The sequence below is a fragment of the Lysobacterales bacterium genome, assembly GCA_016721845.1.
In the GTDB taxonomy this organism is placed as follows: domain Bacteria; phylum Pseudomonadota; class Gammaproteobacteria; order Xanthomonadales; family Ahniellaceae; genus JADKHK01.
On record JADKHK010000013.1, the window covers coordinates 2,010,526 to 2,037,498 of the forward strand.

21 protein-coding genes are annotated in these 26,973 nt (G+C 64.0%); 5 read left to right on the plus strand and 16 right to left on the minus strand.

What is annotated here, in order from left to right:
* Nucleotides 1–62: 62 nt before the first annotated feature.
* Nucleotides 63–2,264, minus strand: a complete 2,202-nt coding sequence (asnB, locus tag IPP28_16545) for an asparagine synthase (glutamine-hydrolyzing) (protein ID MBL0042607.1) — start codon at nt 2,262–2,264, stop codon at nt 63–65.
* 162 nt (nt 2,265–2,426) lie between these two features.
* Here asnB and pilB point away from each other — a divergent pair, with 162 nt between their 5' ends.
* The 4 genes from pilB (at nt 2,427) to IPP28_16565 (ending at nt 6,917) form a co-directional block, all read left to right on the plus strand.
* The gene (pilB, locus tag IPP28_16550) at nt 2,427–4,157 is read left to right on the plus strand and encodes a type IV-A pilus assembly ATPase PilB (GenBank protein ID MBL0042608.1); all 1,731 of its coding nucleotides are present in this window, start codon (nt 2,427–2,429) and stop codon (nt 4,155–4,157) included.
* Nucleotides 4,158–4,229: 72 nt separating this feature from the next.
* The gene (locus tag IPP28_16555) at nt 4,230–5,426 is read left to right on the plus strand and encodes a type II secretion system F family protein (GenBank protein ID MBL0042609.1); all 1,197 of its coding nucleotides are present in this window, start codon (nt 4,230–4,232) and stop codon (nt 5,424–5,426) included.
* A 6-nt stretch (nt 5,427–5,432) separates the two neighbouring features.
* Nucleotides 5,433–6,308: a prepilin peptidase gene (locus IPP28_16560; GenBank protein MBL0042610.1), complete on the plus strand. Its 876-nt coding sequence runs from the start codon at nt 5,433–5,435 to the stop codon at nt 6,306–6,308.
* Between the two features lie 3 nt (nt 6,309–6,311).
* Nucleotides 6,312–6,917 (plus strand): dephospho-CoA kinase, encoded by a 606-nt coding sequence (locus tag IPP28_16565; protein MBL0042611.1) that lies wholly within the window; start codon nt 6,312–6,314, stop codon nt 6,915–6,917.
* Here IPP28_16565 and IPP28_16570 read toward each other — a convergent pair.
* From IPP28_16570 to IPP28_16580, 3 genes are all read right to left on the minus strand, one after another.
* Complete coding sequence (locus tag IPP28_16570) at nt 6,901–7,833, minus strand: Nudix family hydrolase (GenBank protein MBL0042612.1); 933 nt, start codon at nt 7,831–7,833, stop codon at nt 6,901–6,903. The two genes, IPP28_16565 and IPP28_16570, sit on opposite strands and share 17 nt — an antisense overlap.
* Before the next feature lie 24 nt (nt 7,834–7,857).
* A complete protein-coding gene (gene secA / locus IPP28_16575; protein ID MBL0042613.1) occupies nt 7,858–10,575 on the minus strand; it encodes a preprotein translocase subunit SecA in 2,718 nt (905 codons plus the stop codon).
* A gap of 106 nt (nt 10,576–10,681) precedes the next feature.
* The gene (locus IPP28_16580; protein ID MBL0042614.1) at nt 10,682–11,611 is read right to left on the minus strand and encodes a M23 family metallopeptidase; all 930 of its coding nucleotides are present in this window, start codon (nt 11,609–11,611) and stop codon (nt 10,682–10,684) included.
* A gap of 125 nt (nt 11,612–11,736) precedes the next feature.
* Between IPP28_16580 and IPP28_16585 the strand changes: the two genes are divergently transcribed.
* Nucleotides 11,737–12,087: a DUF721 domain-containing protein gene (locus IPP28_16585; protein ID MBL0042615.1), complete on the plus strand. Its 351-nt coding sequence runs from the start codon at nt 11,737–11,739 to the stop codon at nt 12,085–12,087.
* 66 nt (nt 12,088–12,153) lie between these two features.
* Here IPP28_16585 and IPP28_16590 read toward each other — a convergent pair whose 3' ends face one another.
* From IPP28_16590 to IPP28_16645, 12 genes are all read right to left on the minus strand, one after another.
* The gene (locus IPP28_16590) at nt 12,154–13,065 is read right to left on the minus strand and encodes a UDP-3-O-acyl-N-acetylglucosamine deacetylase (protein ID MBL0042616.1); all 912 of its coding nucleotides are present in this window, start codon (nt 13,063–13,065) and stop codon (nt 12,154–12,156) included.
* A 214-nt stretch (nt 13,066–13,279) separates the two neighbouring features.
* A complete protein-coding gene (ftsZ, locus tag IPP28_16595) occupies nt 13,280–14,482 on the minus strand; it encodes a cell division protein FtsZ (protein MBL0042617.1) in 1,203 nt (400 codons plus the stop codon).
* Nucleotides 14,483–14,593: 111 nt separating this feature from the next.
* Nucleotides 14,594–15,829 carry a cell division protein FtsA gene (ftsA, locus tag IPP28_16600; GenBank protein ID MBL0042618.1) on the minus strand — a complete coding sequence of 412 codons (1,236 nt, stop codon included), beginning with the start codon at nt 15,827–15,829 and terminating at the stop codon, nt 14,594–14,596.
* The gene (locus tag IPP28_16605) at nt 15,813–16,586 is read right to left on the minus strand and encodes an FtsQ-type POTRA domain-containing protein (GenBank protein MBL0042619.1); all 774 of its coding nucleotides are present in this window, start codon (nt 16,584–16,586) and stop codon (nt 15,813–15,815) included. Before IPP28_16605 ends, ftsA begins: the two co-directional genes overlap by 17 nt.
* Nucleotides 16,583–17,521, minus strand: a complete 939-nt coding sequence (locus IPP28_16610) for a D-alanine--D-alanine ligase (protein ID MBL0042620.1) — start codon at nt 17,519–17,521, stop codon at nt 16,583–16,585. The genes IPP28_16605 and IPP28_16610 overlap by 4 nt, the downstream gene beginning before the upstream one ends.
* Entirely contained in the window at nt 17,518–18,957 is a 1,440-nt protein-coding gene (locus tag IPP28_16615) for a UDP-N-acetylmuramate--L-alanine ligase (GenBank protein ID MBL0042621.1), read from the minus strand. The genes IPP28_16610 and IPP28_16615 overlap by 4 nt, the downstream gene beginning before the upstream one ends.
* A complete protein-coding gene (gene murG, locus IPP28_16620) occupies nt 18,954–20,021 on the minus strand; it encodes an undecaprenyldiphospho-muramoylpentapeptide beta-N-acetylglucosaminyltransferase (GenBank protein MBL0042622.1) in 1,068 nt (355 codons plus the stop codon). Before murG ends, IPP28_16615 begins: the two co-directional genes overlap by 4 nt.
* The gene (gene ftsW / locus IPP28_16625; GenBank protein MBL0042623.1) at nt 20,011–21,207 is read right to left on the minus strand and encodes a putative lipid II flippase FtsW; all 1,197 of its coding nucleotides are present in this window, start codon (nt 21,205–21,207) and stop codon (nt 20,011–20,013) included. Before ftsW ends, murG begins: the two co-directional genes overlap by 11 nt.
* Nucleotides 21,208–21,209: 2 nt before the next feature.
* The gene (locus IPP28_16630; GenBank protein MBL0042624.1) at nt 21,210–22,292 is read right to left on the minus strand and encodes a phospho-N-acetylmuramoyl-pentapeptide-transferase; all 1,083 of its coding nucleotides are present in this window, start codon (nt 22,290–22,292) and stop codon (nt 21,210–21,212) included.
* A complete protein-coding gene (locus IPP28_16635) occupies nt 22,282–23,667 on the minus strand; it encodes a UDP-N-acetylmuramoyl-tripeptide--D-alanyl-D-alanine ligase (protein MBL0042625.1) in 1,386 nt (461 codons plus the stop codon). Before IPP28_16635 ends, IPP28_16630 begins: the two co-directional genes overlap by 11 nt.
* Nucleotides 23,664–25,133: a UDP-N-acetylmuramoyl-L-alanyl-D-glutamate--2,6-diaminopimelate ligase gene (locus IPP28_16640; protein ID MBL0042626.1), complete on the minus strand. Its 1,470-nt coding sequence runs from the start codon at nt 25,131–25,133 to the stop codon at nt 23,664–23,666. Before IPP28_16640 ends, IPP28_16635 begins: the two co-directional genes overlap by 4 nt.
* Nucleotides 25,130–26,863 (minus strand): penicillin-binding protein 2, encoded by a 1,734-nt coding sequence (locus IPP28_16645; GenBank protein MBL0042627.1) that lies wholly within the window; start codon nt 26,861–26,863, stop codon nt 25,130–25,132. Before IPP28_16645 ends, IPP28_16640 begins: the two co-directional genes overlap by 4 nt.
* Nucleotides 26,864–26,973 lie beyond the last annotated feature (110 nt).

Sequence of the window (26,973 nt, forward strand, 5' to 3'; positions counted from 1 at the left end):
TCTCGACAATCACGTTGATCAAAACGCCCCTCGCGTGAGGGGCGTTTTAGTTCTGGGCAGCTTTAGCCTTCTGGAATGATGAACCCGGCCTGGTACAGCATGTTCAGGATTTGGATGAACGGCTGCTCCGGCACATCGAATTCCTCGATCCAGTCCGATACCTTGAATTCGGCGGCGACGCCGCGGCCAAGATTGCGCAACATTTGCGTTACCCATTGGTGCGACTCCGGGACATTGATTGCTGCGACGGTAGCTCCAGCACCAAGGAGAACAACTCGTTGGACACCGCCTTCTTCCGGCGCGAACAGAATCTCGGCCTCGGCCGGCAGGCGAAGACGGTCATCGCGACGCCAAGCGTGGCTGGCAAGTACAGGCTCGGCTGAATACAACTGGCGCACGTCGTCCCAGAGCAGGTCGCCGAGTTCGGTCAATTGACTGGTACGACCTCGCACAGCACTGAAGTTCTCGTCGAAATCGATCTGGCATTGGCGCACGAAGATGACCACGGCGATGCACTCGAGCAGCCTCCAGCTGTCATCATAGAACGACCCGCTACGCGCCACCGTGCGGCGTAGCTGGGAGATGAGCGCATTCGCGTCGAATGGACCGTCATCGATGTCGAGGTACTTCTCGATGAATGGCTCCGCGACCCGCCGCAACATCTCGTACACGACGATTTGTATCGAGCGTTGATCGTCGGTGCTGACAAATGGAACCTTGGGATGGTTCCGGTCGTACGTGGGCAATCGACGCGAGAGCGCATCCCTCACAATTGACTTGTTCCAGAACAATTCCGGATGCAACGACGCCGGAACGGACGCCAGCAACTCAACGAGATGGTGATCGAGGAACGGAACCCGGGCCTCCAAGCTCTGCGCCATGCTGGTGCGATCCTCGTGCCACAAGTTGTAGCACTGCAGCTGGTGGATCTGCAGTTGCATGAACTGGTGATAGGGATCGGTACTGGAATTCGACGTACTCCGCGCCAGTGCGCTGAATCGGTCCGGCATGCCCGCTGCGACGGCAGCAAAACGTCTCAAACCAGAGCGCACTTCTTCGTCCAAGTATTGAGCCCAATTCGCGCTGGGGCGATCGATTCGATGCGAATACCCCCCCGCAAACTCGTCCGCACCTTGTCCAAGCAGAACGACCTTGAGCTGCGGATGCTCTCGTCGCGCAAAGCGATGGAGCTCCTCCTTGAGTATCCACTCTGGGTTGAAACGCGGCGAATCCATCGTCGCGACCGATTGTTCCAGACGCGCCAAATCGAACTGAATGTCATCAAGAAGAGTTCGGAAATCGAACATGACCGGATGCCAAGGCAAACCCAGCGTTTCCGTCAGGCGTCGTGCAGAGTCCACGTCACCGGCACGGAATGATGTTCGCTCAACGACGGTGAAACAAGCGAGATCGGCCTTATGTCTTGCAGCAACTGCGGCGATCAGCGAAGAATCGGTGCCACCGCTTAGATGCAACCCGACGGGCACGTCGGAGAGCAGATGCGAGACGATCGCCTTTTCGACACGATCGTCATAAGCCTCACGATAAGCGCGAGCCTCATTGCCAAACGGAGTACTCGCGACATGATCATCGATTCGCCAATATGCGTCACTGCGTAACCCATTGGCGTCAAATCTCAGATAGTGTCCTCCGGGGAGATGCTCGACATCTCGGACATATGTCGGGACCGGCGTCCGCATGAGAAACGTTGGTTGCTCCAGCGACTTCCAGTCAATTTCGCGCGGGCACTGGGGATGCACCATGAGTGCCTTCAATTCGGAGCCGAACAGCACTCCGTCGGGCAACTTTGCGACATATAGCGGCTTGATGCCCATTCGATCGCGCGCGAGCAGCAGTTGGCGTGCCTCGCGGTCCCAGATCATCAGTGCAAACATGCCGTCGAGCATCGTGAGTGCGGAAATACCGTCGCGCTCGTAGAGATGCATCGGTACTTCGGAGTCCGAATGGGTCGCAAACGCATGACTTGCGTCAAAGCTTCTGCGAAGCTCTTGATGATTGTAGATCTCGCCGTTGACGACAGTCAGCAGATTGCCGCGCGCGTTTTGGATGGGCTGCTGCCCCCCGGCCAGGTCGATGATTGAGAGCCGACGAAATACCAGTGAGAGCGTGCCATCGTCGTAGAACTGCTCATCATTCGGTCCTCGGTGCGCGATTGCCTTGCTCATGCGAGTGAGGATCGCCGAACGGATATTCTGATCTAGGCGAGATTGCCCAAAGGCCACAAATCCGGCGAATCCACACATCAAATTCTCCTAAAAGAGGGCATCGCCGCGCTTCACCTGCACCCAAAGCCAAGTCTCAACTACGAATCGAGCCAGAGACATAGCCCAACATTCGGAAGTATTGGATGAACGCGCTATCCTGTTTGCGGTAAAGTCTAGCCGGTTCCCCTAAGGACTCGATCAATGGCGACCCCCAGCTCCAATTCGCTCGCAGGCATGCCCGGCATTGCCCGACGATTGGCTGCCGAGGGTGTGGTACCAGAGGAAGCGGCGCGCAAGGCCGTCGAAGAATCCTCAAAGCAAAAGATCCCGCTGGTCAGCTATTTCGTCCAGAACGGCATTGCCCCGGCCGCGGCAGTGGCGAATGCAGCATCAATCGAGTTCGGAATTCCGCTGATCGATGTTCGTGCGGTCGATCCACGAGTGATGCCGATCAAACTCGTTGAGGAGAAGCTGATCCAGACGCACAAGGCGCTGCCGCTGTGGAAACGTGGCAATCGCCTGTTCGTCGGTATCTCGGACCCGACCAATTTGCGCGCACTGGACGACATCAAGTTCGCTGCGAACATGCCGGTCGAGCCGATCCTCGTGCCTCTCGACACCCTGGAGCGCATGATTGACACCGCACTGGCCGGCGCCGACCAGTTGAACGCCGGTGGCGACGATGACGACGAAGGATTGACCGATCTCGAATCCGAGAGCGGGGATCTCGATGACGATGGGGGCAGCGGTTCCGGTGTCGACGCCGGTGGCGACGACACGCCGGTCGTGCGCTTCGTCAATAAGGTGCTGCTGGATGCCCTGAAACGCGGCGCGTCGGACATTCACTTTGAACCTTTCGAAACCGCCGTGCGCGTGCGCCTGCGCATTGACGGCATGCTGCGCGCAGTTGCAAATGCTCCGGTCAAGCTGTCGCCACGCATTTCGGCGCGCCTCAAGGTCATGTCCGGCCTCGATATCGCCGAACGGCGAGTACCTCAGGACGGTCGCATCAAGCTCAACATCTCGAAGACGAAGTCGATCGACTTCCGCGTCTCGACCTGTCCAACCCTCTTCGGCGAAAAGGTCGTGTTGCGCGTGCTTGATGCCTCCGCAGCCAAGCTCGGTATCGAGAAGCTCGGCTACGAGGAAGAGCAGCGCAAGCTGTTCCTCGACGCGATCCAGAAGCCTTACGGCATGGTGCTCGTGACGGGACCCACCGGTTCCGGCAAGACGGTGTCGCTGTACACCGGCCTGAACATTCTGAACACCGAGGCCGTGAACATTTCGACGGCCGAGGATCCAGTCGAAATCCGAGTGTTTGGAATCAATCAGGTGCAGCAGAACGCCAAGAAGGGTATGACCTTCGCGGCGGCGCTTCGCTCCTTCCTTCGCCAAGACCCCGACATCATCATGGTCGGTGAGATCCGCGACCTTGAGACCGCCGAGATCGCGATCAAGGCCGCACAGACGGGCCACTTTGTGCTCTCGACCCTGCATACCAACGATGCGCCGCAAACCATTGCGCGCCTGATGAACATGGGCATCGCGCCCTACAACATCACGTCGGCGGTGACCCTGATCACGGCGCAGCGGCTCGCACGCCGACTGCACGACTGCAAGCGCCCGCTCAAGATTCCGAAGGAAGCGTTGCTCGCAGAAGGGTTCAAGCCGGAAGACATCGACACCATGACGATCTACGAGGCCGTCGGCTGCTCCGGCTGCAACGACGGCTACAAGGGACGCGTCGGCATCTATCAGGTGATGCCCATGACCGAAGAGATCCAGAGCATTATCCTTTCCGGCGGCAACGCCAACCAGATTGCCGAAGTCTCCCTTCGCATCGGCGTCAACGATCTGCGACAGTCGGCACTGAAAAAATGCAAGGACGGTTTTACAAGCCTCGCCGAGATCAACCGCGTGACCAAGGATTAAGCCATGGCAACTGCGACTGCACCCAAGACCGCAACGCGAAAAGTGCATACCCCCGTGCAGCGCGGCGAGACCATGCCGATCTTCAAATGGGAGGGTACCGACAAGCGCGGAAAGAAGATGCACGGAGAGGTTCGCGCCAAGAACGCGAATCTGGCCAAGGCCGACTTGCGCAAGCAAGGCATCAATCCCAGCAAGGTTGCCGAGCGCAAGGCCGGCATGTTCGCCAAGAGGGGCAAGATCACTGCCCAGGACATCGCGACCTTCAGTCGCCAGATTGCAACGATGATGTCGTCGGGTGTACCCATGGTGCAGGCCTTTGACCTCATTGCTTCGGGCACCAAGAACGCGGCTTTGGCCGACATGCTGAACGACATCAAGTCAAACATTGAGGGCGGCTCGAGCCTGCACGAGGCGATCGGGCGGCACCCTTACTACTTCGACGAGTTGTATCGAAATTTGGTAAAGGCCGGCGAGTCGGCGGGCGTGCTCGACACCGTGCTCGATACCGTCGCCAGCTATAAGGAAAATATTGAAGCCCTGAAAGGCAAGATCAAGAAGGCGCTGTTCTACCCTGCAGCAGTGATCGCGGTCGCGATCATCGTCAGCGCGATCCTGCTGATCTTCGTTGTGCCCCAGTTCAAGTCAGTGTTCGCGAGCTTTGGTGCGGATTTGCCGGCGTTCACATTGATGGTCCTACATCTCTCCGAGTTCGTGGTCGGCTACTGGTGGGCCATTCTGGCGATCGGATTTGGCCTAAGTTACGCCTCCGTGCAACTCTACAAGCGCTCGGATTCGTTCCAGCACACGATGGCGCGATTGATGCTGAAGCTGCCGGTCATCGGTGGCATCCTGCATGCATCAGCCGTGGCGCGTTTTTCTCGCACGCTAGCGCTGACGTTCAAGTCCGGTGTGCCGCTGGTCGAAGCACTGGAAACCGTCGCCGGCGCAACCGGCAACATCATCTATTCGCAAGCTGTGCTTAAAATGAAGGAAGATGTCGCGGTCGGCTATTCGCTGGCGATCGCGATGCGGCAGGTAAACCTGTTTCCGACCATGGTCGAACAGATGACCTCGATCGGCGAAGAAGCGGGTGCCTTGGACACGATGTTGTTCAAGGTCGCGGAGTTCTACGAGCGCGAGGTCAACAATGCTGTCGATACACTGACCAGTCTGCTTGAGCCTTTCATCATCGTCATCATCGGCGGCATGGTCGGCAGCTTGGTCATTGCCATGTACCTACCGATCTTCAAGCTCGGCGCAGTGGTTTGATTCGACATGCTGGAGTTTGGGTGGCTGTTTGAGAACACGGCGGTCCTCGTGACCGCCGTGTTCGTTCTGGGCCTGTTGATCGGCAGTTTCCTCAATGTCGTGATCCTGCGTACGCCGCCGCGGCTTGAGTTTGCGTGGAAGCGCGAGGCACGCGAAATTCTGGAGTTGCCGGAGTCCGACGAGGCACAGCCGCCAGGTCTGGTCGCCGATCGCTCGCGCTGTCCGAAGTGCGGACACCAGCTGTCCTGGTACGAGAACATTCCGGTGTTCAGCTATCTGGTGCTGCGCGGGCGCTGTCGGTCGTGCAAGTCGCCCATTTCGATCCAGTACCTGTTGGTGGAACTGCTGACCGGCGCGGCGTCGGCTGCCGTCATTGCGCATTTCGGACCCGGCTGGGAAGGCGGCATTGCCTTGCTGCTGACCTGGATCCTGGTCGCCGCCTCGGGTATCGACTTCCGGACCACGCTGCTCCCCGATCAGTTCACCTTGCCGGCCCTCTGGCTGGGTCTTCTGGCAGCGGCAACGGCGTCGCTGTACGTGTCACCGGTGCAGGCGATCTGGGGCGCGGCCTTGGGTTACTTGAGCCTGTGGAGCGTGTACTGGCTGTTCAAGCTGGTCACCGGCAAGGAGGGCATGGGCTTCGGCGATTTCAAGCTGTTGGCCGCGCTCGGTGCCTTTGTCGGCCCGCAGGGCCTGATCCCGATCGTGCTGATGTCATCGCTGGTCGGCGCGGTGATCGGCACCGCCATCCTGATCGCGAAGGGACGCGACCGCCAGACGCCAATTCCGTTCGGTCCGTTTCTGGCGATCGCCGGCTGGCTGCAGTTCCTTTACGGCGACTGGATCATCGCGACTTACAAGCACGCGATGGGCTTCTACTGAACCATGGCAGCGTATGCGATCGCACTGTCGGGCGGCATTGCCTCCGGGAAGACGGCGGTCACCGAACGCTTGCAAGAGCTCGGCGCGCAGATTCTCGACGCCGACCAGATCAGTCGCGAGGTCGTCGCACCCGGCACATCGGGCCTGAAGGAAATCACGACGCGTTTTGGACCCTCGGTCCTGCTTGCTGACGGCTCACTGGATCGTCGCGCCATGCGCGAACACATCTTCGCGAGTGCCGACGAACGCCGAGCGCTGGAAGCGATCGTGCATCCGCGCGTGCGCGAAGCGCTGAAGCGCGGCGCATCCGACCGCAACGGCATCGTCGTCCTGGCCATTCCATTGCTGGTCGAGAGCGGGCACTACGACTGGGTCGATCGCACCGTGATGGTTGATGCCCGCACGGCGACCCAGCAGGCAAGACTGATGCAGCGCGACAAAGTCGATGCCGCGCTCGCGCTGAACATGATTGCTGCGCAGGCGCCGCGTTCGCGCCGACTGGCCATCGCCGACGAAGTGCTTGCGAACGATGGCACGCTCGCGGAATTGCAGTCGAGGGTTGATGCCGCGTGGGTCGACTGGCAGGCCGCACTCACCAGAAAGCACTGATACCGGCCACACCCAGGGCACCCTGCGCACGCGCGTCGTCCAGATCGCGAGGCGCGACGCCTCCCAGTGCATAGGCCGGCAAGTCGCTGTCATCGTGCAATGCGCGAAATCCATGCCATCCGATCGGATGATCGTGGGCATGTGACACCGTAGCGCGGATCGGCGAGATCACCACGAAATCTGCGCCGATGGCCGCTGCTTGCAGCAGTTCGCGTCGACTGTGCGTCGATGCGGCGACCAGGAATCCTTCGGGGCGCGCACAGGGTCGAGACAGCGCCATCAGCCGCGCAGTGTTCAGATGCACGCCGTCGGCGCCGAGTTCGACCGCCAGATCGGGCGTCGCGTTGAGCAACAAACGGGCACCGCATGATCGCGTCAGCCTGCGCAGTTCGATCGCGACGTCTCGGTACATCGGGGCAGCCAGCGACGGCGCGCGCCATTGCAGCAGGCGGATACCGCGACGCAATCCGGCCTCGATCCGGTCCAGGTAATCGGCAGCGAGATCGGCACCGGGATCCGGCGTGATCGCGTAGGTCGTCGGCCAACCCGCGGCGCGACAGATCGGTTCGTCGGCCTCGCACAGGGACAAGGACAACGCATCGCGGGGAAACCGCCAGCGCAATGCGCTGTGCTCGTGTGCAACCGGTTCGCCTCGCCAACTGGACACGCGCCAGGCTTCAAGCACGAGCGCGCCAACCGGACGCGACCGACGGACGCACATGAAGCGCGCCGCAGCTGCGACATCGATCCCAAGCTCTTCTCGCAGCTCGCGGCGTACGGCTTCGAAGCCGGATTCACCCGATTCGATCTTGCCGCCCGGAAATTCCCAAAGACCAGCGTCCGTCTTGCCCTGCGGACGCTGCGCAAGCAGGACTCGGCCCGAAACATCCTCGAGTACGGCGGCGACGACACGCATGGCGTGATCGCCGCCGTCAGGCGTTCAGGCCAGCTGGCCGTGGCACTGCTTGAATTTCTTGCCGGAACCGCAGGGGCAAGGGTCATTGCGCCCGACCTTGGGCAGATTCGCCGCACCCGCCGCCATTGCCTGCGCCTGCTCGGCCTCTTCGTCGACGCCATAGTTTCCGGTGTCGGGATGCTGGAAGGCCATGCCTTGCTGCTGCTGACGCGCCTGCGCCTGTTGCTGCTGCTCCATGCGGGCGACTTCGTCTTCGCTCTGCACACGCACGCGCGCGAGGATCGTCACCGTCTCCTGCTTCACGCGATCGAGCATCTGCGTGAACAGTTCGAAGGCTTCGCGCTTGTATTCCTGCTTCGGCTGCTTCTGCGCATAGCCGCGCAAGTGAATGCCCTGACGGAGGTAATCCATGTTCGCGAGATGGTCGCGCCACTGCGTATCGAGCACGCGCAGCAGGAAGTGCTTCTCGACCGCGCGCATGAACTCGCTGCCCATGGTCGCTTCCTTCTCGCGGAAGTAGCGATCGACGTCCTCCTGGACTTTTTCGACCAGCGTCGATTCTTCCAGGTCTTCGTGCGCATCGAGATGACGCTTCACGTCGATCTGGATGCCGAGATCGGTCGTCAGCGCGTGCTCGAGTCCGGCGATATCCCACTGGTCGGCAATGCTGTTCACCGGCACGAAGCGGCGCGCGAGGCCCTCGACCACGTCGACACGCAGACTGTCGACCGTATCCTTGATGTCGTTCGGTTCCAGCAATTCGTTGCGTTGCGCGTAGATCACCTTGCGCTGGTCGTTGGCGACGTCGTCGTATTCGAGCAGGTTCTTGCGCACGTCGAAGTTGTGCGCCTCGACCTTGCGCTGCGCCTTCTCGATCTGGCGCGAGACCATGCGGTCCTCCAGCGCGTCGTCGTCCTTCATGCCGAAGATCTGCATCCACTTCGTCACCCAGTCGGGGGCGAAGATGCGCATCAGGTTGTCCTGCAGCGACAGGAAGAAGCGGCTCGAACCGGCATCGCCCTGACGACCGGAACGGCCACGCAGCTGATTGTCGATGCGGCGCGACTCGTGACGCTCACTGCCGATGATGTGCAAGCCGCCGGCGGCGAGCACTTCATCATGGCGCTTCTGCCATTCGGACTTGATCCGGGCACGATCGGCGTCGCTGGCGTCGGCCGGCAGCAGGGCCAGTTCGGCATCGAGATTGCCGCCCAGCACGATGTCGGTGCCGCGACCCGCCATGTTGGTCGCGATCGTCACCGCACCGGGACGTCCCGCCTGGGCGACGATATGCGCTTCGCGCTCGTGCTGCTTCGCGTTCAGCACCTGATGCGGGATACGCAGCGCTTCAAGGCGTTCGCCGAGCATCTCCGAGACTTCGATCGACGTCGTGCCGACCAGCACCGGTTGCTTGCGCGCATGGCAGACCTTGATGTCCTCGATGATCGCGGTCCACTTGGCGTCGGTCTTCAGGAACACCAAGTCCGGATGGTCCTTGCGGACCATCGGTCGATGCGTCGGGATCACCGCCACTTCAAGTCCGTAGATCTGCTGGAACTCGTAGGCTTCGGTGTCGGCCGTGCCGGTCATCCCGGCCAGCTTCTTGTACAGGCGGAAGTAGTTCTGGAATGTGATCGAGGCCAGCGTATGGTTCTCGCGCTGGATCGGCACGCCTTCCTTGGCCTCGACGGCCTGATGCAGGCCATCGGACCAGCGGCGGCCGGAGAGCGTACGACCGGTGAATTCGTCGACGATGATCACTTCGCCGTCGCGGACGATGTAGTCGACATCGCGCTGATAGAGGTTGTGCGCGCGCAAAGCGGCATTGAGGTGATGCACGACCATGATGTTGTGCGCGTCGTACAGACTGTCTTCCGCGCCGATAATGCCGGCCGCACGCATCAGCGCCTCGGAATGCTCCATGCCGGCTTCCGACAGGTGCACCTGCTTCTGCTTCTCGTCGACGAAGAAATCGCCCTCGCCTTCCTCGGTTTTCTGGCGGGTGAGTTGCGGCACGACCGCGTTCACTCGCAGATAAAGCTGCGGCGACTCGTCCGCCGGACCCGAAATGATCAGCGGCGTGCGCGCCTCGTCGATCAGGATGGAGTCGACTTCGTCGACGATCGCGAAGAACTGTCCACGCTGGTGGCGATCGTCTGCAGACAGCGCCATGTTGTCGCGCAGGTAGTCGAAACCGTATTCGTTGTTGGTGCCGTAGGTGATGTCCGCGGCGTAGGCGGCGCGCTTGTCCGCGTGGTCCATGCCCGGATAGACAACGCCCACCGACAACCCCAGCCAGTTGTAGACGCGGCCCATCCAGGCGGCGTCGCGTTTGGCCAGGTAATCGTTGACGGTGACGACATGCACACCCTTGCCGGCCAACGCATTCAGGTACACCGGCAGGGTGCCGACCAGGGTCTTGCCCTCGCCGGTGCGCATCTCCGCGATCTTGCCCTGGTGCAGGACCATGCCGCCGATCAGCTGGACGTCGTAGTGACGCATGCCGAGCACGCGCAGGCTCGCTTCGCGCATGACCGCGAAGGCTTCCGGAAGCAGCGCGTCCAGCGTCTCGCCTTTCTCGATTCGAAGCTTGAACTCGGCGGTCTTGGCCTGGAGTTCGGCATCGGAGAGTTGTTGCATCTTGGGCTCAAGCGCGTTGATCTGCTGCTTGGTCTTCTCGTAGCCCTTGAGCAGGCGTTCATTGCGACTGCCGAACAGGCGGGTCAGGATCTGATTGAGCATGGTCTCGACGCGTAAGGTATGGAATCCGGAAACGAAAAGGCCGCCCGGGCAGGCGGCCCCACGAAAGCTTCACGTTTGGGGTCGGTCGCGGCGATTACAAGCGCGCTCAGCCCGGCTGGCGCACGAATTCGTTCGGATTGATGACACGACCGTCGCGCCAGACTTCAAAGTGTACATGCGTTCCGGTCGATCGACCGGTCGAACCCACCTTGCCGATCACGTCGCCGTCACGGACCGGATCGCCGACCGCCACGAGGTTCTTCGAGTTGTGACCGTAACGGGTGACGTAGCCGTTGCCGTGGTCGATCTCAATCGTGTTGCCGTAGCCCGGTTTCACCCCGGAGAACGAGACCACGCCAGAGCCAACGGCCAGGATTTCGGTACCGTAGTCACCGTCGAAGTCGATGCCGGGATGGAAATCCGGTGCACCGGTCAGGGGATCGGAACGATAGCCGTAGCGCGATGAAATGTAGCCCGAGCGAACGGGGGTGCCCGAAGGCATCAGGCTGGCATCCAGCTGGCGACCGGCCAGCAGCTCTTCAAGCACGCTGAGCTGCCGCGACTGCGACGCCATCTGCCGCTCCAGCCGACCGATCTCGGTCGAGATCTGGGCAGGCGCCGAAGTGATCATGAGGCCGGCATGTTCCGGGCCGCCGAGATCGGGTTCGGAACCGAAATTGAACTCGCCGTCTTCGAGATTGCCGAGCTTCGCCAAGCGACCACCGAGTGCATTCAGGCGCGTGGTTTCGGCCTGGATGCGGCCAAGGCGCAGGGCCAACGCGTTCATGTCACGGGAAACGACACCGTTCAAACGCTCCACTTCGCCTTGTTGCTGAACCAGTTCGGTGCGCGCGCCGCTCAACTGGTCGCGCAGATGGCGCGGCCCGATGAACGCAGCGCCAAACCATGCCCCCAGCGCAAACAGACCGAACACGACGACACCGGCGGCGATGCCTGCTGCAGCGCGCACGCGCTTGTCCGACAGACTGAAGACGCGGGTACCGGCATCGGGTTTTGCGACAATGATGATGTTCATTCGTTTAACCTGTCGGTATGGCCATGCCCACGGATACGAGCCGCAAGTCCCTCTCCCATGTCGTTGACGCATCGCGTCAGGCACGGTCGCCTTCGTTGCACTCGCTGATCGAACGCGCCGCACTCTTGCAGCTGCTCGACTCCCGGTTGCGTCGCCAGCTTTCCGAACCCTGGGCGACATGGTTTTGTGTCGCCAACGTGCGTTCGGATGCACTGGTGCTGGTCACCGGCCAGCCTGCAGTGGCAGCCAGACTGCGAACCGAGCAATCGCGATTGCTCGCGCTTGCCGCCGCATTCTGGCCAGAACCACTGACCAAGCTGGTGGTGAAAACGGCGCCGGAGTTCTCCGTTCCATCGGAGACACCCGCGAAACCGCTTTCCCCGGCCGCCGCCAAGCACCTCAGTGCCGCGGCAGCCGCGACAACCGATCCCGAACTGCGGGAACTGCTGTCGCGTCTGGCATCCCTTGCCGAATGATGATTCCTGCGCCGATCTTCCGGCGTGCCGCACAAGGCGGCATTGATTCAAGTCTCGAATTCGAAATCAGATCGCCTGCGCCGGATGGGCGTAGGAAATCGGGGCGTCCGCCGAATCGGTGAACGTGATTTCTTCCCAGGCCTTGCTGTCCGCCACCAGCGTGCGCAGCAGCAGGTTGTTCAATTGGTGACCGGATTTGTAGCCGTAGAAGGCACCGATCAAGCTGTGCCCGAGCAGATACAGATCACCGATCGCGTCGAGGATCTTGTGCTTCACGAACTCGTCCTCGTAACGCAGGCCGTCCTCGTTCAGTACACGGTAATCGTCCAGCACCACGGCGTTGTCCATGCTGCCGCCGAGCACGAGGTTGCGCTCGCGCAGCATCTCGATGTCGCGCATGAAACCGAAGGTGCGGGCGCGGCTGACTTCCTTCACGAACGACGTGGTCGAGAAGTCGATCTCGGCCGAGGACGTCTTGCGGGTGAAGATCGGGTGGTCGAAGTCGATCGTGAAGCCAACCTTGAAGCCATCGAAAGGATCGAACCTGGCCCACTTGTCGCCGTCGCGCACGGTGACGGACTTCTTGATCCGGATGAAGCGCTTGGCGACGTTCTGCTCTTCGATGCCTGCGGATTGCAGCAGGAATACGAAGGGACCGGCGCTGCCATCCATGATCGGCACTTCGGAAGCACTCACATCGACGTAGGCATTGTCGATGCCGAGGCCGGCCATCGCCGACAGCAAATGCTCGACCGTCGAGATGCGCACCCCATCCTTGAGCAGGGTCGTCGACATCGCCGTTGCACCGACGTTTTCCGCACAGGCCTTGATCTCGACCGGTTCGGCGAGATCGACGCGGCGAAACACGATACCGGCATCAGGCGCCGCCGGACGCAGGGTCAGATAGACCTTTTGTCCGGTATGGATACCGACGCCGGTCGCGCGGATGACGTTCTTGAGGGTGCGTTGCTTGATCATGCGAAAGAAAGCCTCGTCCGAGGGACGACATATTTCGGCAACCTTAGCATGACGATTTCGGCCCTTGGAACCGGGCCGCCAGCGAAAAGACACGAGTTTGTTGTGTTTTTACAACAATCGTCCGCCGCGGACGGGAGTCTGAGCCCCGGGCTGCGGCGACAGCCCGGGGCGGAGGCAGGTTTCCCGTTGCGGCGGACGCGCCGCCGTCGCGGGATCAGTCGGCCTGGCGACGCAGGAAGGCCGGGATGTCGAGGTAGTCGTCCACGGGTGCACGGGCAGGTTCGCTGCCGGCCACGGCCGCGGTCGCCACTGCAGCAGCCGCAGAGGCGCGCCCGCCCATGCCCGCCACCATGCGCGCCGGCTGCGGATAGTCGGACTCGACCGGGCGCTGGCGTCCGACCAGGGACACGCGAGGCTGGGTCACGACCGGAGCGACCGGCGCCGTCATGCGTGCCGGCTGCACGCGGTTCAGGCCGGTGGCGACCACGGTCACGCGGATCTCGTCGCGCATTTCCGGATCGAGCACAGTGCCCATGACCACGGTCGCGTCCTCGGCCGCGAACTCGGAGATCGTGCGACCGATCTCGTCGAACTCGTGCATGGTCAGGTCCATGCCGGCGGTGACATTGACCAGGATGCCGCAGGCGCCGGACAGATTGATGTCCTCCAGCAACTTGTTGTTGACCGCGAACTCGGCTGCCGCCGTGGCGCGATCGTCGCCGCGGGCCACGCCGGTGCCCATCATCGCCATGCCCATCTCGGACATCACCGTGCGCACGTCGGCGAAGTCGACGTTGATCAGGCCCGGACGGGTGATCAGGTCGGCGATGCCCTGCACCGCGCCGAGCAGCACGTCGTTGGCCGACTTGAACGCGCTCAGCAACGAAGTCTCGCGACCCAGCACCGAGAGCAGCTTTTCGTTCGGAATGGTGATCAGCGAATCGACGTACTGGGACAGGGCGTCGATGCCGGCCAGTGCGATCTGCTGACGCTTGCGGCCTTCGAACGGGAAGGGCTTGGTCACGACCGCGACGGTCAGGATGCCCATCTCCTTCGCCAATTGTGCGACCACGGGCGCCGCACCGGTGCCGGTGCCGCCACCCATGCCGCAAGTGATGAAGACCATGTCGGCGCCGGTCAGGATCTCGCGCATGCGTTCGCGATCTTCCATGGCGGCCTGCTTGCCGACTTCCGGATTCGCACCTGCGCCGAGCCCCTTGGTGACGTTGCCGCCGAGCTGGATCGTGGTCTTGGCCGGACAATTGCGGAGCGCTTGCGCGTCGGTGTTGGCGCAGATGAATTCCACGCCCTCGACGCCGGCATTGACCATGTGCGCAACGGCGTTTCCGCCGCCGCCGCCCACCCCGATGACCTTGATGACCGCGTTTGGTGCTGGTGTTTCGACGAATTCAAACATTTCCCTACCTCCAGTGCTGCTTCTCTAGTTGTGACCGGATCGCCGTCCGGCTCCGTTTCCGCTGTTCGCGGAATCCCTGCACCGCCGCGTCGCGCGCGCCGGTGTCGTATCTCAAAATTCGCCCGTCACCCATTTGCGCAAGCGTCCCCAGAGCGAGCCCACAGCTTCACCCGCGGGATTCGAATGGGTGCGCAGCGACGGGTGCTTGCTGCCCGCGAGCAGCAGGCCGACGCCAGTGGCATGCACCGGGTTGTTGATCACGTCGCCGAGGCCGGTGACGTACTGCGGCACGCCGATGCGCACCGGCATGTGGAACAGCTCCTCGGCCAGTTCAACGATGCCTTCCATCTTTGAGCCGCCGCCGGTCAGGACGATGCCGGCCGCAACCAGCTCTTCGAGGCCGGAGCGGCGCAGTTCCGCCTGCACCATCTCGAAGATCTCCTCGTAGCGCTTCTGCACGACATCGGCGAGCAGCTGGCGCTGCAGTCGGCGCGGGGCGCGGTCGCCGACCATCGCGACTTCGATGGTCTCTTCGGGCCGCGCCAGCTGGGCCAGCGCACACGCATACTTGACCTTGATCTCTTCGGCGAATGGCGTCGGCGTGCGGAACGCGAAGGCGATGTCATTCGTCACCTGGTCGCCGGCGATGCCGAGCGACGCGGTGTGGCGCATCGCACCCTGCGTGTACACCGCGATATCCGTGGTGCCGGCGCCGATGTCGACCAGGCAGACACCGAGATCGCGTTCATCCTGGGTCAGGACCGACTGCGCCGACGCGAGCTGCGACGGAATCAGGTCATCGACCTTCAAGCCCGCCCGCGACACGCACTTGGCGATGTTCTGGGACGCCGACTGCGCGCCGGTGATCACGTGCACGCGGGCTTCGAGGCGCACGCCGATCATGCCGACCGGATGCCGGATGCCTTCCTGCTCGTCGAGCACATATTCCTGCGCCTGCACGTGCAGGATGCGCTGGTCGGCGGGAATCGCGACCGCGCGCGCGGCATCGAGTACGCGTTCGACGTCGTCGTCCATCACTTCCTGGTTGCGGATCGCGACCACGCCCTGCGAGTTGAGCGAACGAATGTGGCTGCCGGCGATCGATGCGAACACCGAGCGGATTTCACAGCCGGCCATCAGCTCGGCCTCCTCGATCGCGCGCTGTATCGCCTGAACGGTCGACTCGATATCGACGACGACGCCGCGCTTCAGGCCTTTGGACGCAGCCGTGCCGATGCCGATGACTTCGACACCTTCGCCCGGTGCGTACTCGCCGACGATCGCCGAGACTTTGGCGGTGCCGATATCGAGGCCGACGAGCAGCGCCTTGTCAGACTTGCGGTTCATGCAGGCTCCTCGATTCGGTTTCCGGCGTGGCGGGTGCGGTGGATGCAGGTGCAGTTTCGACCGCGCGCCAGACCACGGCGAAGCCGTTCGCGAAGCGCAAATCGGCGCGCGCGATACGGCTGTGTTCGGCGGCTGGAAGGCGGCGCATCGCCAGAATGAAGCGTTCGAGGCGGGCGTCGGTCTGTTCGCGACCGAGCACGAACTCGGCGCCATCGGCCGCCAGGACCATCCACGCACCACGCTGATTCATGCGCGTCGCACGGATCTCGATGCCGATGTCGGCCAGACGTTCGCGCGCGTGTCGATGCTGTGCCCAGACCTCGGCCGCGCGCGCATCGGGACCATCGAGGTGCGGCAGGTCTGGCGACACCCGGGCGAGCTCGGCCGCGAACACGTCGCCACGCTGGCTGAGCAGGCGATCGTCGCCCCAAAAGGCGATCGGGACACGTTCCTCGACGCGCACGTCGATGCGATCCGGCCAGTGCTTGCGCACCTCCGCACTCTCGACCCAGGGCAGGGCCTCGACCGCCGTCTTGACCGCATCGAGCTCGACCGCGAAGAAGCCGGCACGCACCTGCGGCGCCACGACTGCACGCACGCTGGCCTCGTCGACCTGTACAAAACGTCCCTGCACGACCAGGCGCCGGATCGGCCAGCGCTCGTCGGCCAACCAGCCATTCAGCGCCGCGATGATCGGCGTCGCGACCAGCGCGAGCGCGATCATCCAGGCAGCGATGCGGGCGAGGCGTGGATTCACGCGCGGCCCTCCGCGAACGACGATTCGAGAATGCGCCAGCACAGCGTCGGGTAGTCGATGCCGACCTGCGCTGCGGCCTTCGGCACCAGCGAACGCTCGGTCATGCCCGGCGCGGTATTCACTTCGAGCAGGAACAGGCGACCATCGCGGTCACGCATGAAATCGATGCGTCCCCAACCCGAGCAACCGATCGCGTCGAAGGCGATCAACGCGAGGCGCTGCATCTCCGCTTCCGACTCGCCCTCGGCGCCAGGACAAATGTATTGCGTGTCGCCGGTGACGTATTTCGCGGCGTAGTCATAGAAGCCCTTGGCCGGAACGATGCGAATCGACGGCAACACCTGACGATCGAGAATCGACACCGTGAACTCGTCGCCTTCGATGAACTGCTCGATCAGTAGATCGCCATCGTGCTGGCGCGCCGACTCGATTCCGGCTTCGAGCTCCGCCAGCGAGAATGCACGCGCGATACCGACGGTCGAACCTTCGTGCGAGGGCTTGACGATCAGCGGCAGACCCAGTTCGTCGACGATGGCCGGCGCCGAGCGCGGGTGCAGCGCATCGATGACCGCGTACTTCGCGGTCGGCAAGCCCAATGTCTGCCACACCTGCTTGGTGCGGATCTTGTCCATGCCGAGCGCGGACCCGAGCACGCCGGACCCGGTGTAAGGCACGCCCAATGCTTCGAGCGCGCCCTGCAACACACCATCTTCGCCGCCGCGACCATGCAGGATGTTGAACACGCGCGCGAAATGGCCTGCACGCAGCGCGTCCAGCAAGGCCGGAATACCGTCCACCGGATGAGCATCGATGCCCCTCGAACGCAGCGCATTCAATACGCCGCTGCCGGAACGCAACGAGACCTCGCGCTCGGCGGAGTTCCCGCCCATCACCACAGCCACACGTCCGAATGCGCGGGGGTCGCCGATCTTCATGCCTTGCCTTCCTTCAGATGTCCACGGGTGCCGACTTCCTGTGCGACCACGCCGATGTCCCCGGCGCCCGCCATCAGCACGAAATCGCGATCCCGCAGCAGCGGCGCGAGTGCGCCTGGCAGTTCGCGCGCGTTCTTCACCAGCACTGGGTCGATGCGGCCACGGGCGCGCACGGCGCGCGCCAGCGCCTTGCCGTCGGCACCAGCGATCGGCGCTTCTCCGGCCGGATAGACCTCGGTCAACACCAGTACGTCGACAGTCGACAGCACTTCAGCAAACTCGTCGAGCAGGTCGCGCGTGCGCGTGTAGCGATGCGGCTGGAAGGCCATGACCAGGCGACGATCCGGCCAACCGCCGCGCGCAGCCTCGATGATCGCGGCGAGTTCACGCGGATGGTGGCCGTAGTCGTCGACGACCAAGGCCTTGCCGTCCGCGATGTCGAGTTCGCCATGCAGATGGAATCGCCGACCAACGCCGCGGAAACGGGCGAGTGCGCGCACGATCGCGTCGTCGTCGACGCCGAGTTCCCAGCCGATCGCTGCCGCTGCGAGTGCGTTCAACACGTTATGGCGCCCTGACAACGCCAGCTCGACCGCCACCGGCGCGGCGCGCTCGGGCAGCCACAGGTCGAATCGCATGCGGCCCGATCCGGCGCGGATGTTGGTCGCGCGGACATCGGCCTCCGGGTGTTCGCCATAGGTCATCACGTTGCGCGGCGTCTCGGCCGCGAGGGCCGCGACTTCCGGATCGTCCAGGCACAACACCGCGAGGCCGTAGAACGGCAGACGATGCAGGAAATCCGCAAACGCCTTCTTCACCCGATTGAAATCGCCGCCATAGTTTTCGAGGTGGTCGGCATCGATGTTGGTAATGACGGCGAGCATCGGGCTCAGCAACAGGAACGAGCCATCGGACTCATCCGCTTCGGCCACCAGATATTTGCCGCTGCCGAGGCGCGCATTGGTGCCGGCGGAATTGAGCATGCCGCCGATCACGAACGTCGGGTCGAGCCCGCCTTCGGCGAGCACGCTCGCGAGCAGGCTGGTGGTCGTGGTCTTGCCGTGCGTGCCGGCGACAGCGATGCCTTGCCGGAAGCGCATCAGCTCGCCGAGCATTTCCGCACGCGGCACCACCGGAATGCGGCGCGCCTTCGCGGCCAGCAGTTCCGGGTTGTCGGGCTTGATCGCACCCGAAACGACCATCGCATCGGCATCGCCGAGATGTTCAGTGGCATGACCGCGCTCGACGCGAATGCCCATCGCTGCGAGACGGCGCGTCGTCGCGTTGTCGCCGAGATCGGAACCGCTGACTTCGAAGCCGAGGTTGTGCAGCACTTCGGCGATGCCGCACATGCCGGTGCCGCCGATGCCGACGAAGTGCACGCGCCGATACACCTGCATCAGGTCCGGACGCGTGCCGATGCGACGCAGGGTCATGGCGACACCTCCAGGCAATGTTGCGCAACGACGCGATCGGCATCGGGCTTGGCGAGCGAGCGCGCGGCTTCGGCCATCGCCAGACGCCGCGCAGCGTCCTGCGCGAGCGCGCGGATGCGGGTCGCAAGATCGGTCGTATCGAGTTGCGTTTCGGGAATGCACTGCGCTGCACCGGCCTCGACCAGCACGCGCGCATTCGCGGTCTGGTGATCGTCGACCGCATGCGGGAACGGCACCAGGATCGATCCGACGCCAGCCGCACAGAGTTCGGCCAGCGTCAGCGCACCGGCACGCGCGATCACCAGGTCGGCCTCGCCGTACGCGGCAGCCATGTCATCGATGAACGGTTCGACCCGCGCATCGACCTGCGCCTCGGCGTACGCCGCACGCGCGTCGTCGAGCATGCGCGCGCCGCACTGATGGCGCAGCGTCAAGCCGAGATCGCGCAACTGCGAAAACGCCTGAGGCAGCACACGATTCAAGGCACGCGCACCTTGAGAACCGCCCAGCACCAGCACGCGCAATCCGACTCGACCCGCGAAGCGCGCGTGCGGCGGTGGCAGCGCCGAGATCTCGGCACGTACCGGATTGCCGACCCAGATGCCATTCGGCAACGCATTCGCGAAGCCGCACAGCACGCGCCTTGCGAGCTTGGCCAGCACCTTGTTGGTCAAGCCCGGCAGACGATTCTGTTCGTGCACCAGCAGCGGTCGGCGTGTCAGCCACGCCGCCAGCCCACCCGGACCCGCCGCAAAGCCGCCGAAACTGATGACTGCGCGCGGCTGGTGGCGACGCAGCACGCCGATGGCGTCGATCACCGCACGCGCCAGCCGCCATGGTGCCGCGACCAGCGCCAGCGCGCCCTTGCCGCGCAGCGCGCTGATGCGCAATGTGTCGAGCGTAATCCCGGCCTTGGGTACAAGCTGGTTTTCAAGTCCATGCGCCGAACCCAGCCAGACCACCGGCACCGACTGCGCTTGCAGCGCACGCGCGACGGCGAGCCCCGGGAAGATATGTCCGCCGGTTCCTCCGGCCATGACCAGCACGGGGCGCTCAGCGGTCATCGCGCACCCCCGGATCCGGCGTGACGGCGCTGACTGCATCGTGACGCGTCAACTCGTAGCTGATGCGCAGCGCGACACCAATGGCAGCGCAAGTCATCAGCAAGCTTGATCCGCCCGAAGAGATCAGCGGCAGGGTCAAGCCCTTCGTCGGCAACAAGCCGAGGTTCACGCCAATCGATACCGTCGCCTGTACCGACAGCCACACCGCGATGCCGTAGGCCACATACGCGGCGAAGCCGAGCCCGCGTTCCTCGGCGCGGCGGCCGAGCACGAACAGGCGCCCGCACAACAAGGCGAACAAGCCGACCACGAGGCACACGCCGAACAGGCCGAGTTCCTCGGCGATGACCGCGAGGATGAAGTCGGTATGCGCCTCCGGGAGATAGAACAGCTTCTGGATCGAACCACCGAGGCCGACGCCAAACCATTCGCCGCGACCGATCGCGATCAGCGCCTGGGTCAACTGGAAGCCGTCGTTGAACGGATCCTTCCATGGATCCAGAAACGAGGTGAGGCGCTTCACGCGATAGGACTCGCTGAGCGCGGCCCAGGCCATCACCGGCATGGTCGCGGCGGCAAGGCCGAACAGGTCGCGCGCGCGCGCGCCGCCGAGCCAGATCATGCCGAGCACGATCGCGAGAATCAGCGAGGCCGAACCGAAGTCCGGCTGCTTCAGCAGCAGCAGCACCACTGCGCCGGCCACCAGCAGCGGCTTCATCGTGCCCTTGAAGGCGTGCTGCACTTCGCCGCGGAAGCGCACCAGGTAACTTGCCAGCCAGATGATCACGAACAACTTCACGGCCTCTACCGCCTGGAAGTTCGAGATGCCGAGGCGCAACCAGCGCTTGGCACCGTTCACGCGCACGCCAACGCCGGGCAGGAATACGGCGACCAGCAACAGCAATGCGAGCAGCAGGAACAGGCGCGCATGCCGCTCCATCCACGCGAGCGGCAGCAACGCGAAGCCGATGCCGAGCACGGCACCCATCGCGAGAAAGATCAGGTGCTTGATCAGATAGTGGTAGGGCGAACCGCCTTCGCTCTCGGCGATCGCGATCGAACTCGACGCGACCATGACCACGCCGAACAGCGCCAGCGCCAAGGCCGCGGCGAAGAGCCAGCGGTCGTATCGACCCGGGATCTCGTCGCGGCGCAGGGCCTGCAGGGGCGTGGTGAGGAAGCTCATGCTCAGCGCACCTTCAAGGTCGCGAGACCGAGCAGCACCAGCACGACCGAAATGATCCAGAAGCGCACGATCACGCGCGGCTCGGGCCAGCCCTTGAGCTCGAAGTGGTGATGGATCGGCGCCATCCGGAACACGCGCTTTCCGGTGAGCTTGAACGAGGCGACCTGGATCATCACCGACAGGGTCTCGATCACGAAGATGCCGCCCATCAGCACGAGCACCAGTTCCTGTCGGGTGATGATGGCAACCGCACCGAGCGCCGCGCCGACCGACAGCGCACCGACATCACCCATGAAGACCTGGGCCGGATAGGTGTTGAACCACAGGAAGCCGAGCCCGGCGCCGCCGAGCGCGGCGCAGAAGATCGCGATCTCGCCGGCACCCGGAATCGACGGGATGCCGAGGTAGGTCGCGAACACGCTGTGACCGGCGACGTAGGCGAACACGCCGAGACCCGCCGAGACGAGCACCGTCGGCATGATCGCCAGACCATCCAGGCCGTCGGTCAGGTTCACCGCGTTCGAGAAGCCGACGATCCAGAAATAGGCGACGACGACGAAGCCGATGCCCATCGGCCAAGCGAAGCTCTTGAGTATCGGCAGGTACAGCGTGGTCGCGGCCGGCACATCGGCGCTCCAGTAAAGCCACAGTGCAGCGACCAGCCCGAAGATCGATTGCAGGGCGTACTTGTATCGTGCGATCAAGCCGCGGCTGTCTTTCAGAACCAGCTTCTTGTAGTCGTCGATGAAGCCGATCAGGCCGAAGCTCAACAGGACGAACAGCAGGATCCAGATGTAGCGATTGCGCAGGTCGGCCCACAGCAGCGTGGCCGCCGCGACGGCGAACAGGATCAGGGTACCGCCCATCGTCGGCGTGCCGGCCTTCGAGAAATGCGACTGCGGACCGTCGTTGCGGATGGTCTGACCGACCTTGTACGCGGCCAGCTTGCGGATCATCGGCGGACCGATCAGCAGCGACACGACCAGGGCCGTGATCGCGGCGAGGATGGCGCGCAAGGTGAGGTAGCCGAACAGATTGAAGCCGCTGATATAGGGCTTCAGCAACTGGAACAACTCAAGCAGCATGGCTGCCTCCCGTGTCGTTGCCGGAGGGCGTGCCGTTCGCGAGCATGGCGTTCGCCACGCGATCCATCGCCGACGAGCGCGAACCCTTGATCAAGAGCGTCACACCTGCACCCAGCTCGGCGCGCAAGGCGTCGATCAGGTGCTGCTGGCTGTCGAAATGACGCGCGGCCGCGCCGAAACCCGCACAGGCGTCGCGGGACAGCTCGCCCACGGCGTACAGCCGTTCGATGCCGCGCTCGCGCGCATACGCGCCGATGCCGTGATGCAGCGTGGGGCCTTCAGACCCGAGTTCCTTCATGTCACCGACGACGAGCCAGCGCGGCGACGGCTGCAGTTGCAGGGTATCGATGGCGGCGCGCATCGACGCCGGATTGGCGTTGTAGCTGTCGTCGATCAAGGTGGCGCCCATCACGAGCGGCTTGCGCACGAGGCGCCCGCTGACCGCGTGCGCGGTTTCGAGTCCGAGCCGGACCTGATCCAGCGTTGCCCCGGCGGCCAGCGCCAGCGCAGTCGCGGCCAGCGCATTCAGCGCATTGTGCCGACCCGTCAAGGACAGCGTGAGCGAGATGCTGCCGGCCCGGGTGTCGATGACCAGACGTTGCGAGGCCGTGTCGCTGGCCAGGATCTGGCCGCGCACATCGGCCGCACGATCCAGCGCGAAGGTGACGATGGCACGCTTGCCTGCCAGTCCACGGAAATAGCTCGCGAAGTCGTCGTCGGCATTGATCACGGCGATGCCGTCGGAAGGCAGCCCGGCATAGACCGCGCCCTTGGTCTCGGCGACGCCGCGCGTGCTGCCCAGGCGCTCGAGATGCGCCGCGCCGACGTTGTTCACGATGCCGATCTGCGGTGCGGCGATTCCCATGAGATAGGCGATGTCGCCCGGCTTGCCCGCACCCATCTCGCAGACAGCGAAATCGGCATCGGTGGCGAGTGCGCACAGGGACAGCGGCAGACCGATCTCGTTGTTCAGGTTGCCGGGATTGACGTGGCAACGACCGGCACGCGCCAGGATCGAATGGGTCAGCGTCTTCAGGGTGGTCTTGCCATTCGAGCCGGTGATGGCGATCACCGTCGCGCGACACCGGGCGCGCCAGACACGCGCGATCGCGGCCAGCGCCTGCTCGACGTTCGCGACCACGAGTTGCGGCAGGGCGGCATCAATCACGCGCTCGACGACGGCCGCGGCGGCACCCCGCGCCGCGACCTCGGCAACGAAGTCATGGCCATCGACGCGTTCGCCGCGCAATGCGATGAAGAGCTGGCCAGACTCGAGCTTGCGCGAATCGGCGACGACGCCCGCGAACACGCGATCGCCACCGTGCAGGCGGGCGCCGATCAGGGACGCGAGTTCGGCGAGCGACATCCGGATCATGCAGCCTCCTTCAGCAGCGCGGCGGCAATCTGGAAGTCGTCGAACGGACGCTTGACGCCATCGACCTCCTGGTAGGGCTCGTGACCCTTGCCGGCAATCAGCACGACATCGTTGGCGGCCGCCATGCCGATCGCGCGGGCGATCGCGCGGGCGCGGTCGCGTTCGACCTGCACGGCGTCGGGCCGCGCAAGTCCGGCGCGAATGTCGGCGATGATCAGGTCGCCATTCTCGCCACGCGGATTGTCATCGGTGATGATCACGACATCGGCTTTCCGTTCGGCCATTGCGGCCATCTGCGGACGCTTGCCGGCATCGCGCTCGCCGCCGCAGCCGAACACCACGATCAAGCGCGCTGCAGCATGGTCGCGCAAGGTCGACAAGGCCTTGTCGAGTGCGTCAGGCGTGTGCGCGTAGTCGATGATGACCAGCGGCTGCTGGCCGTCGCCGCCCAATCGGCTCATGCGGCCTGGCACCGGATCAAGCGCAGCCAATGCTGCGGCGATGCGTGCGCCCTGCCAACCGCGGGCGTGCAGCACGCCCGCCACGCCGAGCAGGTTCGAGACATTGAAGCGACCGATCAGGCGCGTCGATACGGCATGCCGCTCGGCTTCGATCCAGAGCGTGAAGCACAGACCGGCAGCATCGGTCTGCACGTCGCTGGCATGGATCTCGACATCCTGGCGCTGCACGCCCGTGCGAATCAGGCGAATGCCGCTCCGCAGCCGATCCGCCAGTCGTGAACCGAATTCATCATCGACATTGATCACCGCCGTGCGCAGCGACGGCCGAGCGAACAGCTGCGCCTTGGTCGCGCCATAGGCCTCCATGCTGCCGTGAAAATCGAGATGATCGCGGCTCAGGTTGGTGAAGACCGCGATTTCGAAATCGAGCGCATCCACACGCCCTTGCGCCAGCGCGTGCGAGGTGACTTCCATGGCGATGCTGGCCGCGCCCTGCGCGCGCATGCGCGCGATCGCGCGATGCACGGCGATCACGTCCGGCGTGGTGCGCTCGCCGGCTTCAAGTTGACCGACCAGGCCGATGCCGAGCGTGCCGATGCTGCCGCTGCGCTCGCCGGCGTCGGTCAAGGCCTGCGCGATCATCTGCACGCTGGAGGTCTTGCCATTGGTGCCAGTCACGCCGATCAGGCGCACGCTTTCGCTGGCGCGGCCGTAGAAACGGTGTGCGATGTTGCCGAGGCGGCCGCGCAGGTCATCGATCACGACGACCGGCACATCGAGCTGCGCGATGTCCGGTAGCGGCGCTTCGGCCAGCACGATGGCGGCGCCGCGCGCAACGGCTTCGGCCGCGAACTCGATGCCATGGCGCTGCGTGCCACGCAACGCGACGAAAGCCGCGCCCGACACGATCGATTTCGAGTCCAGCGAGAGTTCGGCGATGTCGCGATCCAGCCGCGCGTCGATCGCGATCACGCCGCGCAACAGGTCGGCGAGGCGCATGCTCATGGCATCACCCCTTCGGCGAACTGCGCGGGCGTCGGTACGTCGCCGGCCAGCAGCTGCGGCTGCAGATTGTCCGGCGGCACGTTCAGCAGTCGCATCGCATCGTCCATCACCGCACCGAATACCGGTGCCGCGACGAGACCGCCGTAGTAAGCACCGCCGCGCGGATCATTCACCACCACGACCGCCGCGAGGCGAGGCTGCGAGACCGGCACCACACCCGCGAACACACTGACGTAGCGACCTTCATAGCCTCCGGCGACCGCGCGGCGCGCGGTACCGGTCTTGCCGGCGACGCGGTAGTTCGGCACCGCCGCTTTCGTGCCGCTGCCACCCGGGCCGGTCACGGTTTCGAGCATCAGTAGCACGTCATGGGCGATGCCGGGGTCGAGCAGGCTGCGCGCGTCGGCATGGACGGCTTCGTGGACGAAACGCGGCGGACGCAGGCGGCCACCGTCGGCGAGCGCGGCATAAGCCTGCGCCAGCTGCAGGGCATTCACCGAGAGGCCGTAGCCGTAACTCAGTGTCGCCTTCTCGACCTGACCCCAGCCATTCGGCTCGGGCAGCACGCCGGGGGCTTCGCCGGGGAAGCCGCTGCCGGTCAGTTCGCCAAAGCCGAAGCGGTGATACATGTCGTACAGATGCGCGTTGTCGAGTTCGAGCGCGATCTTGGTCGCAGCGACATTGCTCGACTTGGTCAGCAGGCGCGTCAGGTCGCACAGCCCGTAGTTGTGGACGTCGCGCACGATGTGGTTGCGCACCAGCAACGTGCCGGGATTGGTATCGATCACCGTGTCCTTGGTGAACTTGCCGCTTTCGAGACCGGCCGACACGGTCAGCGCCTTGATCACCGAGCCCGGCTCGAACAGGTCGGTGACCGCGCGATTGCGACGTGCGGCGATGTCGCCATTGCTGCGCGCATTCGGATTGAACGACGGGTAATTCACCATCGCCAGAACGTCGCCGCTCGGGATGTCGAGGATCACCATCGAGCCACTCGACGCCGAGTGCTCGAACATCGCTGCCTTCAGTTCGCGATAGGCGAGGTACTGGATGCGCCGATCGAGCGTCAGTGTCAGCGTGTGGCCGGGCTCGGCGGCACGCACTTCCTCGACGTTTTCGACGATCTCGCCGCGACGGTTCTTGATCACGCGCTTCACGCCGGGCGTACCGACGAGCTGGGCGTTGTAGGTCAGCTCCAGACCCTCCTGGCCAGCGTCGTCGATATCGGTGACGCCGAGCACGTGGGCGAACACTTCTCCGCCCGGATAGAAGCGGCGGTATTCGCGCTGGCCATGCACGCCCGGGATCTTCAGTGCCAGCACGCGCTCGGCCTGGTCCGGCGGCAGGTGCCGCGCCAGATACATGAACTCGCGCGAACGACGTTCGTGGATGCGCGCACCGAGCACATTGGCGTCGAGCTGCATCGCCTGCGCCAGTTGTGCCACGCGGGGCGGACTCTCGAGCAGGGTCTCCGGATGCAGCCACAGCGAAACCATCGGTGTCGAGATCGCCAACGGCTCGCCATTGCGGTCGGTGATGGTCCCGCGCGACGCCGGCACTTCGATGTCGCGCAGGAAGCGGGCATCGCCCTGGTCCTGGTAGAACTCGCGCTTCATCACCTGCATCTGGAACGCACGCGCGACCAGTGTGAACGCACACAGCGCCAGCGCGACCAGCACGACCGTCAGGCGCAGGCGCGGCATCACGGTGGCGGGGCGGACGTTACGCATGCATGCCTTCCGACGCGCGAATCGCGGACAACAGAAAGCGCGCGCGTCCCGTTTCCCGGTACGCACGACGATCCGCGCCCATCGCGAACGACGGACCACGGCGGCACACC

Bases quoted from the DNA above. Each gene is read 5' to 3' on its own strand.
- IPP28_16645 (MBL0042627.1), bottom strand. From the start codon at position 26,863: ATGCGTAACGTCCGCCCCGCCACCGTGATGCCGCGCCTGCGCCTGACG.
- IPP28_16640 (MBL0042626.1), bottom strand. From the start codon at position 25,133: ATGAGCATGCGCCTCGCCGACCTGTTGCGCGGCGTGATCGCGATCGAC.
- IPP28_16615 (MBL0042621.1), bottom strand. From the start codon at position 18,957: ATGACCCTGCGTCGCATCGGCACGCGTCCGGACCTGATGCAGGTGTAT.
- ftsZ (MBL0042617.1), bottom strand. From the start codon at position 14,482: ATGTTTGAATTCGTCGAAACACCAGCACCAAACGCGGTCATCAAGGTC.
- ftsA (MBL0042618.1), bottom strand. From the start codon at position 15,829: ATGAACCGCAAGTCTGACAAGGCGCTGCTCGTCGGCCTCGATATCGGC.
- IPP28_16565 (MBL0042611.1), top strand. From the start codon at position 6,312: ATGGCAGCGTATGCGATCGCACTGTCGGGCGGCATTGCCTCCGGGAAG.
- IPP28_16560 (MBL0042610.1), top strand. From the start codon at position 5,433: ATGCTGGAGTTTGGGTGGCTGTTTGAGAACACGGCGGTCCTCGTGACC.
- IPP28_16555 (MBL0042609.1), top strand. From the start codon at position 4,230: ATGCCGATCTTCAAATGGGAGGGTACCGACAAGCGCGGAAAGAAGATG.
- IPP28_16635 (MBL0042625.1), bottom strand. From the start codon at position 23,667: ATGATCCGGATGTCGCTCGCCGAACTCGCGTCCCTGATCGGCGCCCGC.
- ftsW (MBL0042623.1), bottom strand. From the start codon at position 21,207: ATGAGCTTCCTCACCACGCCCCTGCAGGCCCTGCGCCGCGACGAGATC.
- murG (MBL0042622.1), bottom strand. From the start codon at position 20,021: ATGACCGCTGAGCGCCCCGTGCTGGTCATGGCCGGAGGAACCGGCGGA.
- IPP28_16590 (MBL0042616.1), bottom strand. From the start codon at position 13,065: ATGATCAAGCAACGCACCCTCAAGAACGTCATCCGCGCGACCGGCGTC.
- IPP28_16630 (MBL0042624.1), bottom strand. From the start codon at position 22,292: ATGCTGCTTGAGTTGTTCCAGTTGCTGAAGCCCTATATCAGCGGCTTC.
- secA (MBL0042613.1), bottom strand. From the start codon at position 10,575: ATGCTCAATCAGATCCTGACCCGCCTGTTCGGCAGTCGCAATGAACGC.
- pilB (MBL0042608.1), top strand. From the start codon at position 2,427: ATGGCGACCCCCAGCTCCAATTCGCTCGCAGGCATGCCCGGCATTGCC.
- IPP28_16610 (MBL0042620.1), bottom strand. From the start codon at position 17,521: ATGAAGATCGGCGACCCCCGCGCATTCGGACGTGTGGCTGTGGTGATG.
- IPP28_16570 (MBL0042612.1), bottom strand. From the start codon at position 7,833: ATGCGTGTCGTCGCCGCCGTACTCGAGGATGTTTCGGGCCGAGTCCTG.
- asnB (MBL0042607.1), bottom strand. From the start codon at position 2,264: ATGTGTGGATTCGCCGGATTTGTGGCCTTTGGGCAATCTCGCCTAGAT.
- IPP28_16580 (MBL0042614.1), bottom strand. From the start codon at position 11,611: ATGAACATCATCATTGTCGCAAAACCCGATGCCGGTACCCGCGTCTTC.